General features: G+C 52.1%; 14 protein-coding genes. All 14 read left to right on the plus strand.

The genetic code is table 11. The features are described from left to right. The first annotated feature begins 95 nt into the window (after positions 1 to 95). The 14 genes from DWY63_RS00955 to DWY63_RS01020 all read left to right on the plus strand — a co-directional run bounded on the left by DWY63_RS00955 (position 96) and on the right by DWY63_RS01020 (position 13066). On the plus strand, positions 96 to 770 hold the full coding sequence (locus tag DWY63_RS00955) for a polysaccharide deacetylase family protein (RefSeq protein ID WP_158568302.1): 675 nt from the start codon (positions 96 to 98) through the stop codon (positions 768 to 770). Between the two features lie 113 nt (positions 771 to 883). Further along, a complete protein-coding gene (locus DWY63_RS00960; RefSeq protein WP_022462529.1) occupies positions 884 to 2206 on the plus strand; it encodes a replication-associated recombination protein A in 1323 nt (440 codons plus the stop codon). Between the two features lie 14 nt (positions 2207 to 2220). Beyond that, the gene (locus DWY63_RS00965) at positions 2221 to 3168 is read left to right on the plus strand and encodes a TIGR01212 family radical SAM protein (protein WP_022462530.1); all 948 of its coding nucleotides are present in this window, start codon (positions 2221 to 2223) and stop codon (positions 3166 to 3168) included. Further along, complete coding sequence (locus DWY63_RS00970) at positions 3165 to 3683, plus strand: DUF4364 family protein (RefSeq protein ID WP_022462531.1); 519 nt, start codon at positions 3165 to 3167, stop codon at positions 3681 to 3683. Before DWY63_RS00965 ends, DWY63_RS00970 begins: the two co-directional genes overlap by 4 nt. 107 nt (positions 3684 to 3790) lie before the next feature. Further along, positions 3791 to 5383, plus strand: coding sequence for a peptide chain release factor 3 (locus DWY63_RS00975; RefSeq protein WP_022462532.1), 1593 nt, complete (start codon positions 3791 to 3793; stop codon positions 5381 to 5383). A 38-nt stretch (positions 5384 to 5421) separates the two neighbouring features. Continuing rightward, positions 5422 to 6105: an L-serine ammonia-lyase, iron-sulfur-dependent subunit beta gene (gene sdaAB, locus DWY63_RS00980; RefSeq protein WP_117760405.1), complete on the plus strand. Its 684-nt coding sequence runs from the start codon at positions 5422 to 5424 to the stop codon at positions 6103 to 6105. After that, complete coding sequence (sdaAA, locus tag DWY63_RS00985) at positions 6095 to 6967, plus strand: L-serine ammonia-lyase, iron-sulfur-dependent, subunit alpha (protein ID WP_117760404.1); 873 nt, start codon at positions 6095 to 6097, stop codon at positions 6965 to 6967. Before sdaAB ends, sdaAA begins: the two co-directional genes overlap by 11 nt. 70 nt (positions 6968 to 7037) lie before the next feature. Further along, positions 7038 to 7430, plus strand: coding sequence for an Asp23/Gls24 family envelope stress response protein (locus DWY63_RS00990; RefSeq protein ID WP_022463352.1), 393 nt, complete (start codon positions 7038 to 7040; stop codon positions 7428 to 7430). Positions 7431 to 7557: 127 nt separating this feature from the next. Further along, entirely contained in the window at positions 7558 to 7995 is a 438-nt protein-coding gene (gene nusB / locus DWY63_RS00995; RefSeq protein WP_022463351.1) for a transcription antitermination factor NusB, read from the plus strand. Beyond that, positions 7985 to 9211, plus strand: coding sequence for an exodeoxyribonuclease VII large subunit (xseA, locus tag DWY63_RS01000; RefSeq protein ID WP_022463350.1), 1227 nt, complete (start codon positions 7985 to 7987; stop codon positions 9209 to 9211). The genes nusB and xseA overlap by 11 nt, the downstream gene beginning before the upstream one ends. 22 nt (positions 9212 to 9233) lie before the next feature. Next, entirely contained in the window at positions 9234 to 9479 is a 246-nt protein-coding gene (xseB, locus tag DWY63_RS01005; RefSeq protein ID WP_226906307.1) for an exodeoxyribonuclease VII small subunit, read from the plus strand. Next, complete coding sequence (locus tag DWY63_RS01010; RefSeq protein WP_330415388.1) at positions 9457 to 10371, plus strand: polyprenyl synthetase family protein; 915 nt, start codon at positions 9457 to 9459, stop codon at positions 10369 to 10371. Before xseB ends, DWY63_RS01010 begins: the two co-directional genes overlap by 23 nt. A gap of 11 nt (positions 10372 to 10382) precedes the next feature. Further along, on the plus strand, positions 10383 to 12260 hold the full coding sequence (gene dxs / locus DWY63_RS01015) for a 1-deoxy-D-xylulose-5-phosphate synthase (protein ID WP_117800839.1): 1878 nt from the start codon (positions 10383 to 10385) through the stop codon (positions 12258 to 12260). Continuing rightward, positions 12257 to 13066 (plus strand): TlyA family RNA methyltransferase, encoded by an 810-nt coding sequence (locus DWY63_RS01020; RefSeq protein WP_022463346.1) that lies wholly within the window; start codon positions 12257 to 12259, stop codon positions 13064 to 13066. The genes dxs and DWY63_RS01020 overlap by 4 nt, the downstream gene beginning before the upstream one ends. The last annotated feature ends 4 nt before the right edge of the window (positions 13067 to 13070 follow it).

A 13070-nucleotide genomic window follows, 5' to 3' on the forward strand; every position in this document is an offset into this window, starting at 1 on the left:
AACCGCCGGGTGCGGCATCTTTTCTCCTGTTTTTCATATAATACAGGGAATGCAGAAGAAAGTGCGAAGGGCAGACCATGCGGAGATTCCGAAAAGTGCGGCACGTTCCTCTGCCGCTTCTGGCTGTGATAATGGCGGCTATTCTGTTTGCAGAGCTGGCACGGTGTGAAAGAGAAGGCGCGAAAGAGACAGCGGCGGAAGCAGAAAAAAGTGTGCCCCGCCGTGCGGCGCTGACATTTGATGACGGGCCGAATGCGTGCTATACGCCGGAGGTGCTTGAAATTTTAAAAGAAAATGAAATTCCGGCAACGTTTTTTCTGCAGGGGCAGTGTCTTGCCGGAAACGAAGAAATCGTCCGCCGGATGCATGCGGAAGGCCATCTGATCGGAAATCATACGTTTCATCATGTTCAGCTTACGAAAGTATCAGAAGAGGAAGCGAGGGAGGAGGTCGTGAAAACAAGCAATGCAATCTACGAGATCACAGGGGAATATCCCGTCTATATCCGTCCGCCGTTCGGGGAATGGAGAGAGGGGCTGGACCTTGCAGTGACGATGATCCCGGTACTCTGGGATGTGGATTCCCGCGACTGGGAGAGCCAGAACACCGCGTCGATCTGCAGCGAGGTGCTTCCGAATGTGAAGGATGGCAGCATTATTCTCATGCATGACGGCTACCGCGCGACAGTGGAAGCGCTGCGGCGGATCTTAAAAGAATTAAAAGAAGAGGGATACACGTTTGTGACGGTGCGTGAGCTGATTGAAGAATAGCTTCCGCGGATTCCATCGAACATAGTTGCGGAGAATCCGAGATTAAGGGGTTGAGGATACCCGCCAAAATGTGATAAGATAAATGGCAGGAAGAAAAATGGGGTGAAAAATACATGGATTTGTTTGATTATATGAAAGAAACCACAATGGAAAAAGAGTCCCCCCTCGCATCGCGCATGCGCCCGACAACGCTGGACGAGGTGGTTGGACAGGAGCACATCATCGGCCCTGGAAAGCTGTTGTACCGTGCGATCAAGGCGGATAAACTTGGCTCCGTCATTTTCTACGGCCCTCCGGGAACGGGAAAAACGACGCTTGCCCGCGTCATCGCCAACACGACAAGCGCAGAGTTTACCCAGCTGAATGCCACGACAGCCGGCAAAAAGGATATGGAAGAAGTCGTAAAAGAAGCGCAGCAGCGGATCGGCATGTACGGCAAAAAGACGATTCTTTTTGTCGACGAGATCCACCGCTTCAACAAGGGGCAACAGGATTATCTGCTTCCGTTTGTGGAGGACGGCACACTCGTTCTGATTGGCGCGACGACGGAAAACCCGTATTTCGAGGTCAACGGGGCGCTGATTTCGCGTTCCATTATCTTTGAATTAAAGCCGCTCGAAAAAGAGGACATCGAAAAACTGCTGGAGCGCGCGGTGACGGACCCGGTAAAGGGGCTCGGGACGTACAACGTTGTGCTCGATGCGGATGCAAAAGAGTTCCTCGCCGACATCGCAGGCGGTGACGCGAGAGCGGCCTTAAATGCAATCGAGCTGGGCGTCCTCTCGACGGAACGTCAGGCGGACGGAAAAATCCATATCGATCTCGAAACGGCATCGGAGTGCATCCAGAAGCGCGTCGTGCGGTACGACAAGACGGGCGATCAGCATTACGATACGATCTCTGCATTTATTAAGAGCATGCGCGGTTCTGACCCGGATGCGGCGGTCTTTTATCTGGCCAAAATGCTGTATGCCGGGGAGGATATCAAGTTTATCGCCCGCCGCATCATGATCTGCGCGGCGGAGGATGTCGGCCTTGCCGATCCGAATGCCTTAAATGTAGCAGTTTCCGCGTCCCTTGCCGTGGAACGCGTCGGCATGCCGGAGGCGCAGATTATTCTGGCGGAGGCAGCCACGTATGTTGCCTGTGCACCGAAGAGTAATTCTTCGTGCGAGGCAGTCTTTGCGGCGATGAAGACGGTCGGAAGTGTGCGGACGTCGGTTCCGCCGCATCTGCAGGACGCCCATTACAAAGGTTCTGCAAAACTCGGCCACGGTCAAGGCTATCAGTATGCACATGATTACCCGAATCACTACGTCGAGCAGCAGTATCTGCCGGACGAGATCTTAGGAAGCCGTTTCCTTCATCTTGGAACGAACGGCTATGAGCAGAAGATCCGGGAAAACTTCAAAAAAATTGGAAAAGACATCGAATAAAAGGGGAAGAAATCATGACAGACTGGCTTGGAAAGCCGTATTATTCGCTGGACGCCTATCTGAAAAAGACGTTCGGGGAAAAAGTGTACAAGCTCTCGCTCGACGGCGGGATGACGTGTCCGAACCGGGACGGCACCTGCGGTGACCGGGGCTGCATTTTCTGCAGTGCGGGCGGCTCCGGTGATTTTGCCGGGGACAGAAACAAATCCATCCCGGAACAGATCCGGGAGCAGAAATCCCTCCTGCAGCAAAAGCGGCCGGTGCATAAGTTCATCGCCTATTTCCAGGCGTATACGAACACGTACGCGCCGGTGGAATATCTGGAAAAAATTTTCCGGGAGGCAATTTCGGACGAGGAGGTCGTGGTCCTTTCGATCGGAACGAGACCGGACTGCTTAGGGGAAGAGGTTCTTTCTCTGTTAGAAGAGCTGAACCGGATCAAACCGGTCTGGTTGGAGCTGGGACTGCAGACGATGCATGAAAAAACGGCACAGTATATCCGAAGGGGCTATCCGCTTTCCTGTTTTGAACAGGCAGTAAACGAGCTGCACAGGCGGGGGATTCCCGTGATTGTCCACACGATCCTCGGTCTGCCGGGGGAGGGACAGGAAGAAGTCTTTGCAACAATGGATTACCTGAATGGACTTTCCATTTCCGGCATCAAGCTTCAGCTGCTTCATGTGCTGAAAAACACGGATCTTGCGGCGGACTACGCGGCCGGAAAATTTGAGGTGCTGGAGCAGGAGGCGTATCTTACCCTTGTCATCGACTGTCTGCGGCGCCTCCGTCCCGATCTTGTGATCCACCGTGTGACGGGAGACGGCCCCGGGGATCTTCTGATTGCACCAACATGGAGCCAGGCAAAACGCGCCGTCTTAAATGAGCTGCATCATCGCATGAAAGAAGAACATGCGTATCAGGGACAGCTTCTGGACGAAGAAAAAGGAGGAAACACACCGTGATTGAATCATCCTTTACGTTATACAAACTGATTATTCTCTACATGCTGCAGAATGTGAATTTTCCGCTGTCAAATACACAGATTTCGGATTTTATCCTGGAAAAAGAGTACACGAACTACTTTCATCTCCAGGAGGCGTTAAGCGAGCTGCAGGATACAAAGCTGATCGAGATCGAGAAGGTGCGCAACACCTCGTACTACCACATGACTGAGGAGGGCAGCAAGACGCTTTCCTTCTTCGAAAACGAGATCTCTCCGGAAATCCGGGAGGAAATCGACCGCTATATGAAGGAACACTCCTATGAACTGCGAAAAAAAGCGTCCGTTGTGGCCGATTACTACAAGACCGCGGGAGATGACTACGAGGTCCGCTGTCAGGCAAGAGAGCGGAAGACGACTATTTTTGAGATTGTCGTGACGGTTCCGTCCGAGGAGGCGGCCAAAAAGATCTGCAGCAACTGGGAAAACCGGAGTCAGAAGATTTATGCTTCGATTATGAATGAACTGTCAAGATAACGATTGACAGGAATGGTGGCATATAATAGAATAAATTAGTATGTCTAAAAAGCATAAACATGGAAAACATAGTAAATAAGATTTTATATTCCAAAGGAGATAAAACTGTGCCTGATTATACAAAAGAAATTGAAAGACGGCGTACCTTTGCCATCATTTCCCACCCGGATGCCGGTAAAACCACACTGACTGAGAAATTCCTGCTGTACGGAGGAGCGATCAATCTCGCCGGTTCCGTAAAAGGAAAAGCGACTGCGCGCCATGCCGTATCCGACTGGATGGAGATCGAGAAAGAGCGTGGTATTTCCGTTACCTCTTCCGTTCTGCAGTTCAATTACGACGGCTACTGCATCAACATTCTGGATACCCCGGGACACCAGGACTTCTCGGAGGATACGTACCGTACCCTGATGGCAGCCGATTCCGCCGTTATGGTGATCGATGCCTCAAAGGGTGTCGAGGCACAGACCAGAAAGCTGTTTAAAGTCTGTGTCATGCGCCACATCCCGATCTTTACCTTCATCAACAAGATGGACCGCGATGCGAACGATACCTTCGAGCTGCTCGACGAGATCGAAAAAGAGCTCGGCATTGCAACCTGCCCGATCAACTGGCCGATCGGTTCCGGAAAGAAATTCCGCGGTGTTTACGACCGTGACAAAAAGAAAGTCCTTACCTTCTCCGATACAATGAAGGGAACGAAGGAAGGTATCGAGGAAGAAATTGATATCGACGATCCGCATCTTCTCGATGTGGTCGATGAGGACCAGAAAGAACAGCTTATGGATGAGATCGAGCTGCTCGACGGCGCAAGTGCAGAGTTTGACCAGGAGCTTGTCAGCAAGGGAGAGCTCTCCCCGGTATTCTTCGGATCTGCGCTCACCAACTTTGGTGTGGAGACTTTTCTGCAGCACTTCCTCACGATGACGATGCCGCCGCTTCCGCGTACGGCAGACTGCGGCGTGATCGATCCGGTCAAAGAGGATTTCTCTGCGTTTGTCTTTAAAATCCAGGCAAACATGAACAAAGCACACCGTGACCGTATCGCATTCATGCGCATCTGCTCCGGCAAATTCGACGCCGGAATGGAAGTCTTCCATGTGCAGGGAGGAAAGAAAATGCGTCTTTCCCAGCCGCAGCAGATGATGGCGAGTGACCGTCATATTGTTGATGAAGCATACGCCGGCGATATCATCGGTGTATTTGACCCGGGCATCTTCTCTATCGGAGATACGATCTGTATGCCGGGCAAAAAATTCGCATACGAGGGAATTCCGACCTTCGCGCCGGAGCATTTTGCAAGAGTGCGCCAGCTCGATACGATGAAGAGAAAACAGTTCGTCAAGGGAATTTCCCAGATTGCACAGGAAGGTGCGATCCAGATTTTCCAGGAGTACAAAGGCGGCATGGAGGAGATCATCGTCGGCGTTGTCGGCGTCCTGCAGTTTGACGTTTTAAAATACCGTCTGGAGAACGAGTACAACGTGGATATCCGTCTGGAGAACCTGCCGTATGAGCACATCCGCTGGATCGCAAACAAAGAGGAGATCAACCTGGACCGTATTCAGGGTACATCCGATATGAAGAAGGTCATGGACCTCAAGGGAAATCCGCTGCTTCTCTTTGTCAATCCGTGGAGTGTCGGCATGGTACAGGATCGAAACAAAGACCTTGTGCTGACCGAATTCAGCAAAAACTAAGAACAAAAGAGCGGGATGCCGCTTAAAAAGGAGAAGGAATGAACTTATTCGATATTCTGGGCCCTGTGATGGTCGGTCCGTCGAGTTCGCACACAGCGGGGGCAGTGCGGATTGGATGGATGACGCAGAAACTTCTCGGGGAACAGCCGGTGGAAGCAAAAATACTGATGTACGGTTCCTTTGCCGCAACGGGAAAGGGTCATGGAACGGACCGCGGTCTCGTCGCGGGTCTTCTCGGCATGCGGCCGGATGACGAGCGGATTCCGGACAGCTTTGAAATTGCCCGGAAGATGGGTCTTTCCTATTCATTCGGCATCGCCAATCTGACGAGTGCCCATCCGAACAGCGTCGTTCTGGAAGTAAAGGGAAAGAGCGGCCGGACGCTCGAGGTGCAGGCGTGCTCCCTTGGCGGCGGCCGTATCATGATCAACCGCCTCGACGGGCTGGATGTCAACTGCAGCTGCGAGATTCCGACCCTGATCGTCCACAATCTGGACCAGCCGGGCCACGTAGCCGAGGTTACGTCGATGCTGGCACATAAGTCAGTCAACATTGCGAATATGTCCCTCTACCGCGACAAGAGAGGCGGATCGGCCGTCATGGTCGTGGAGATGGATCAGCCGCTTCCCAAAGAGTCGCTGGAATGGCTGGAGCATCGTGAGGGCATTGTAAAGGTAACATACATCAACGTAACGGAAGGAGAAGAGGACGATGTTTTATAATTCACTGGAAGAAATTGTCCGGGAGTGCCAGGAAAAAGACCTGCCGTTTGATGAAGTTATCCTTCTGGACGATATGAATGAGAGAAATGTAAGCCGCGAAGAGTCCATTGAGACGATGCGCGGCATGTGGGAAGCCATGAAAGGCGCTGAACGGAATTACGACGGTTCGCTGCAGTCGAGAAGCGGTCTTGTGGGCGGCGCCGGAAAGACGATGCGTGCGTATGTCGAGAGCGGGAACACGCTCTGCGGACCGTTTGTCGGAAAAGTTATGGCATCTGCACTTGCGATGGGTGAGTCAAACGCCTGCATGAAGCGGATCGTTGCAGCACCGACCGCAGGAGCGTGCGGTGTGCTTCCGGCTGTGCTCGTGAATTACCAGAAAGAGAAGGGGACAGCGGATGAGCAGATCGTGCGTGCGCTCTACACGGCAGCCGGTATCGGCCAGGTCGTTGCGGCGCGGGCCTACATTGCGGGCGCTTCCGGCGGCTGCCAGGCCGAAATCGGAACAGCAAGCGCGATGGCGGCAGGCGCACTGACCGCACTTGGCGGCGGCACTCCGTCCCAGATCACGCATGCGGCAGCGATGGCATTAAAGAACCTGCTCGGTCTCGTGTGTGACCCGGTCGGCGGTCTTGTCGAGGTCCCGTGCGTCAAGCGGAATGTGATCGGTTCCGTGAATGCACTTTCTGCGGCGGACATGGCACTTGCGGGAATCATAAGCCGCATTCCGCCGGATCAGGTGATCGATGCGATGCGGGAAGTCGGCGACCAGATGCATCCGAGTCTGCGCGAAACCGGCCAGGGCGGCCTTGCCAACACGCCGGCAGCACGCGAGTGGTGCGCGGCACAGGAAGAAGAATAAAAAAAACTTTTATTTTCGGAAAACTTTTGGTATAATAAAGGAAAGTCAGCCAAGGAGGAGGTTCTTTAAGATGGCAGAGGCAAAAATTCAGAAAAGAAACACTTATACGATATATGATGACGAAGGAATCGGAACCGTGCAGATTGCAGACGAGGTGGTAGCTATTATCGCAGGACTTGCGGCAACGGAAGTGGACGGGGTAGCCTCCATGGCCGGAAATATTACCAACGAATTAGTCAGCAAGCTTGGCATGAAAAATCTTTCCAAGGGTGTCAAAGTTGATGTACTCGACGGCGTTGTCTGCGTGGATCTTGCCCTCAATCTCAAATATGGATACGAGATTCCGGCAACCTGCAAAAACGTACAGGAAAAAGTAAAAACAGCGATCGAGAATATGACAGGCCTGGAAGTTTCCGATGTCAATGTAGCCATTGCAGGCGTGAATATGGAACAGACGAAATAAAAAACAACGAACCGCGAGGGAATAAGGCGACCCCTTACAACCCCGCGGTTCTTGTTAACTATTCAGAGCCAGATGAAATGGAAGAAAAATAGTTAATTAACTATACAGGAAGGAATTAAAACAGACAATGAACAGAAGCAAACTTCGCGAAAATATTTTTAAACTTCTCTATACCGCAGAGTTCCAGGAGAAAGAGGAGATGCCGCAGCAGATGTCTCTTTACTTTACGTACTCTGACGACAACGACGAGGATGAAGAAGTAACCGTAAGCGAAAAAGATCAGACCTATATGGAAGAGAAATACCATCATGTGACCGAGCACATCCCGGAAATCGACGAGATGCTGAACCGTACTTCCGAGGGCTGGAAAACGACCCGTATGGGAAAAGTAGACCTGGCGATCCTGCGTCTTGCCGTTTACGAGATGAAATTCGACGAGGACGTTCCGGTCGGTGTAGCCATCAACGAGGCCGTTGAGCTGGCAAAACGCTTCGGCAGAGACCAGTCTCCGTCCTTTATCAACGGTATTCTTGGAAAACTGGCAAGAGAAGAAGATGAGAAATAAAAATCAGAATGTTTACACCGTAGGCCAGGTCAATTCATACATCAAAAACATCTTTGACCAGGACTATATGCTCCGCCGGATTTACGTCAGCGGAGAAGTAAGCAACTGTAAATACCATCCGTCCGGCCACATCTATTTTTCCTTAAAAGATGCGGAAGGAACCATTTCCTGTGTCATGTTCGCCGGTTCGCGGCGCGGCCTTGCCTTCCCGATGCGGGACGGCGATAATGTGATTGTCGGCGGCAGCATCAGCGTCTATGAGCGGGACGGAAAGTATCAGATCTATGCAAAAGAGATCACAAAAGAGGGCGCCGGCCTTTTATACGAAAAGTATCTGGCCCTAAAAGCAGAACTGGAAGAGATGGGCATGTTTGCCCCGGAGTACAAGCAGCCGATTCCTGCGTATGTAAAGAAAATCGGCGTTGTCACAGCACCGACGGGAGCTGCTGTGCAGGATATCAAAAACATTGCACTCCGCCGGAATCCCTTTGTCCAGATCATCCTCTACCCGGCCCTGGTGCAGGGAGAGGGAGCGGCGGACAGCATCGTGGAGGGCATCCGCCGTCTGGACGCACTGAATCTGGATGTGCTGATCGTGGGCCGCGGAGGCGGTTCGATCGAGGATCTTTGGGCGTTCAATGAGGAAAAAGTAGCGCGTGCCGTTTTTTCCTGCCATACGCCGGTGATCTCCGCCGTCGGCCATGAGACCGACACAACGATCATCGATTTCGTGGCAGATCTGCGCGCCCCGACCCCGTCCGCAGCGGCGGAGCTGGCGGTCGCTGATGTCCGCGCGGTACTCAACACACTGGAAAATTATAAAAGCCGCATGAACCATGCGATGGCAAACCAGACGCAGAGAGCGAGAAGCCGCCTTCTGCAGTACGAGACAAAGTGGAAGTATCTCGGACCGGAAAATAAGATCCGTGACCAGAGAGCACGCCACGCCGAGCTGGAGCGTCGGTATACAGATGCGATGGAAGAAAAGCTCAAAGAAGCGCGCCACCGCCTTGCCCTTTACATTCAGGCGATGAAGGGTCTGTCCCCGCTGGACAAGCTGAACCAGGGCTATTCCTACGTGGAAAAAGAAGGAAAAGCCATCACTTCGGTGCAGGATGTCAAAGAAGGTGATCTGCTCGAAATCTGTGTATCAGACGGAAAGATCACAGCGCGCGCAGAGAAGACATCGGCCGTATCCTGGATGGAACAATCGTGAAAAAGCAGAGAATCGAGAAAACATGGGAAATATGGAAGCAGAAGAGAGAAAAGAAGAAGGAACCCCTTCCGGTGAGACACTGGAAGCAGCATTTGGAAAACTGGATCAGATGCTCGAAACGCTGGAGAGCAGCGATGTCAGCCTGGAAGACTCCTTTCGTTTATACAAGGAGGGAATGGAGCTTTTGAACGAATGCAGTCAGAAAATTGACCGCGTCGAGAAAAAAATGCTCCAGATGAATGAGGATGGAACATTCAGAGAATTTTAAAGCGGTACTCGAAGAAAAAACGCGGGAAGCGGAAAGTATCATTGCCGCTTACCTGCCGAAAGAGGAAGGCTTTGCAAAGGAACTGGCAAAAGCCATGAATTACAGTATGACAGCGGGCGGAAAGAGGCTTCGTCCGCTGCTTTTGCAGGAGAGTTTCCGTCTGTTCGGCGGAACCGGGGAGGCTGTAAAACCATTTATGGCAGCCATGGAGATGATTCACACCCATTCCCTGATCCACGATGATCTCCCTGCGATCGACAACGATGATTACCGCCGCGGCAGAAAAACGACCCATGTCGTCTTCGGGGAGGCCGTCGGCGTGCTGGCAGGAGACGCTCTTTTAAACTATGCATACGAGACAGCCTGGAAAGCCTTTCCACTGGAGGAGCACACCGACCGCGTAGTGCGTGCTTTTGGCATTCTCTGTCAGAAAACCGGAATTTCCGGCATGTTGGGCGGTCAGAGTGTTGACGTGATGAATGAAAAAGCCGGCCATTTCGCCATCGACCGTGAGATGCTGGACTACATTTACGAGAACAAGACTTCGGCGCTTTTAGAGGCTGCCATGATGGCAGGTGCGGCACTTGCAGGAGCAAACGACGATGATCTTGACGCGCTCTGCCGGATTGCCTCCAAAGTCGGAATCGCGTTCCAGATCCGGGACGACATCCTGGATGTCACATCCACGATGGAGGAGCTTGGAAAGCCGGTTTTCAGTGATGAAAAGAATGAAAAAACAACGTATGTGACGATGTTTGGCACAGACGGGGCGGAGCAGGAGGTAAAACGGCTTACGAAAGAGGCCGTAGACGAACTGAAAAATCTGTCCTGTCCGGGAGATAAAATATTTCTGGAAGAGCTGTTTGAATCTCTGACTTCCAGAAAAAAGTAAGGGATGATTTCATGTTAGAAAAAATACAGAAACCAAACGATATTAAGAAGATTCCGGCGGACCAGCTTCCGGCGCTTGCAGAGGAAATCCGGGAATTTATTATCGAGTCTTTGAGTAAAACCGGCGGCCATCTGGCGTCCAATCTTGGTGTCGTGGAACTGACGATTGCGATGCACCGCGTCTTCGATCTTCCAAAAGACAAGCTGATCTGGGATGTGGGACACCAGTCCTACACGCACAAGATTCTGACCGGGCGGAAAGACGGGTTTGAAACGCTGCGCCGGGAAGGCGGCATCAGCGGATTCCCGAAGCGGAGCGAGAGTGACTGCGATGTATTCGACACCGGCCACAGCTCGACCTCGATTTCCGCAGGCGTCGGCTATGTGCGTGCACGGGAACTGAAAAAAGAAAATTATTCCGTTGTTTCGATCATCGGAGATGGTGCGCTGACCGGCGGCATGGCGTACGAGGCGCTGAACAATGCGGCCAGCCTGAAATCGAATTTTATTATCGTTTTAAATGACAACGAAATGTCGATCACCGAGAATGTCGGCGGTATGTCATCGTACCTGTCCGGCCTTCGGACGGCATCGGCGTACACGGATTTCAAGATGGACGTCACAAAGGCATTGAACCGCATTCCGGGCATCGGACCTGGCATGGTGGATGCGATGCGGAAGACGAAAAGCAGCATCAAACAGATCATCATTCCGGGCATGCTGTTTGAGGATATGGGACTTACGTATTTAGGTCCTGTGGACGGCCACAACATTCCGCAGCTGATCAAGACCTTCCAGGAAGCAAAACGGTTTGAAGGACCGATTCTGGTGCATGTCCTGACACAGAAGGGCCGCGGCTATGAGCCGGCGATGCGCCACCCGGCAAGATTCCACGGTGCGGGTCCGTTCGATGTGAAAACAGGATTGCCGGTTGGAAAATCCAATCCGACGTACACGGATGTCTTTTCCACAGTCATGCGGAAAATGGGAGATCGAAGAAAGGATGTTGCGGCAGTCACGGCGGCGATGATGACCGGTGTCGGACTGAAACGCTTCTACAACATGTTCCCGGACCGCTGTTTCGATGTGGGAATCGCAGAAGAGCACGCGGTGACATTTGCAGCGGCACTGTCACTCGGCGGCATTACGCCTGTCGTTGCGATTTATTCTTCATTCCTGCAGCGGGCGTACGATCAGATCATGCATGACGTCTGTATGCAGAATCTCCATGTCGTCTTTGCGATTGACCGCGCCGGTCTTGTGGGCTACGACGGGGAGACACACCACGGCATTTTCGACCTTTCCTATCTGGGTTCGATGCCGAATATGACAATTCTTGCACCGAAGAACCTCTGGGAGCTTTCGGATATGATCAAATTTGCGGTCGATTACGACGGCCCGATCGCGGTGCGCTACCCGAGAGGGGAAGCGTATACGGGATTAAAAGAGTTCCGTGCGCCCATCTGCCTCGGAAAATCAGAAGTGATCCATGAGGGAAGCCGTGTTGCACTTCTTGCCGTCGGCAGTATGGTAAAAATGGCAGAAGAAGTGCAGAAACAGTTAAAAGAGCGGATGGATATGGATGCGGCGCTTGTGAATGCGCGGTTCGTCAAACCAATCGATGAAGAACTTCTTCGAAGCTTTGCCGATACGTATGAGCTTGTCGTAACACTCGAGGAAAATGTAAAAGACGGCGGCTTTGGAGAGCGCGTCCTTGCTTTTGCCGAGGAAGAAGACCTTCCGTTCGGCGTGGAGATCATTGCACTGCCGGACCGCTTTATTCCGCACGGAAGTGTATCATACCAGATGAAACAGGTCGGCTTTACGCCGGAAGATATCTGCGGCAGAATTGAGGAATACTACAGAAAACAGGGGCAGGAAGAAAGATGAAAAAACGATTAGATGTATTACTGGTAGAACGGGGCCTTGCCACATCGCGGGAAAAAGCGAAAGCCATGATTATGGCAGGAGAAGTTCTGGTGGACAATGAGCGGGAGGATAAAGCCGGTTCCATGTTCCCGGAAGAAGTGGAGATTGTCTTAAAAGGAAAACCACTGCCGTATGTGAGCCGCGGCGGCTTAAAATTAGAGAAAGCAATGAAAAACTTTAACCTTACCCTGGATGGAAAGGTCTGCATGGATGTCGGAGCATCCACCGGCGGCTTTACCGACTGTATGCTGCAGAACGGCGCCGTCAAGGTATATTCCGTGGATGTCGGCCACGGCCAGCTCGACTGGAAGCTGCGGAACGATCCGCGCGTTGTCTGCATGGAGCGCACGAACATCCGTTACGTCGTGACGGAGGATATCGAGGAGAGACCGTCCTTCGTATCGATCGACGTATCGTTTATCTCCCTGACCAAGGTGCTGCTTCCGGTTCGAAATCTGATGGAAGAGAACGGCGAAATTGCAGCTCTGATCAAGCCGCAGTTTGAGGCAGGACGCGAAAAAGTCGGCAAAAAAGGTGTTGTCCGTGATCCGGCTGTACACAAAGAAGTCATTGAGATGGTCATTTCCTATGCGAAAAGCATTTCCTTCGGCGTGCGCCATCTGGAATTTTCTCCGATCAAAGGACCGGAGGGAAATATCGAGTATCTCGTTCACCTTGTCCGGCTGCCGGACGGCGTGACAGAGGAAGAGACCAATGTCGATGTAGACGCCGTTGTAAAGAGCGCACACGATACACTGGATAAATAAAAGG

This window comes from Blautia sp. AF26-2 (assembly GCF_003460955.1).
Classification (GTDB): domain Bacteria; phylum Bacillota; class Clostridia; order Lachnospirales; family Lachnospiraceae; genus Fusicatenibacter; species Fusicatenibacter saccharivorans.

What these genes read in the sequence shown, in the direction of transcription:
- xseA (WP_022463350.1), top strand. Translation starts at nt 7,985, where the DNA reads ATGAGAAATAAAAATCAGAATGTTTACACCGTAGGCCAGGTCAATTCA.
- nusB (WP_022463351.1), top strand. Translation starts at nt 7,558, where the DNA reads ATGAACAGAAGCAAACTTCGCGAAAATATTTTTAAACTTCTCTATACC.
- DWY63_RS00990 (WP_022463352.1), top strand. Translation starts at nt 7,038, where the DNA reads ATGGCAGAGGCAAAAATTCAGAAAAGAAACACTTATACGATATATGAT.
- DWY63_RS01010 (WP_330415388.1), top strand. Translation starts at nt 9,457, where the DNA reads ATGGAACATTCAGAGAATTTTAAAGCGGTACTCGAAGAAAAAACGCGG.
- sdaAB (WP_117760405.1), top strand. Translation starts at nt 5,422, where the DNA reads ATGAACTTATTCGATATTCTGGGCCCTGTGATGGTCGGTCCGTCGAGT.
- DWY63_RS00965 (WP_022462530.1), top strand. Translation starts at nt 2,221, where the DNA reads ATGACAGACTGGCTTGGAAAGCCGTATTATTCGCTGGACGCCTATCTG.
- dxs (WP_117800839.1), top strand. Translation starts at nt 10,383, where the DNA reads ATGTTAGAAAAAATACAGAAACCAAACGATATTAAGAAGATTCCGGCG.
- xseB (WP_226906307.1), top strand. Translation starts at nt 9,234, where the DNA reads ATGGGAAATATGGAAGCAGAAGAGAGAAAAGAAGAAGGAACCCCTTCC.
- sdaAA (WP_117760404.1), top strand. Translation starts at nt 6,095, where the DNA reads ATGTTTTATAATTCACTGGAAGAAATTGTCCGGGAGTGCCAGGAAAAA.
- DWY63_RS00960 (WP_022462529.1), top strand. Translation starts at nt 884, where the DNA reads ATGGATTTGTTTGATTATATGAAAGAAACCACAATGGAAAAAGAGTCC.
- DWY63_RS01020 (WP_022463346.1), top strand. Translation starts at nt 12,257, where the DNA reads ATGAAAAAACGATTAGATGTATTACTGGTAGAACGGGGCCTTGCCACA.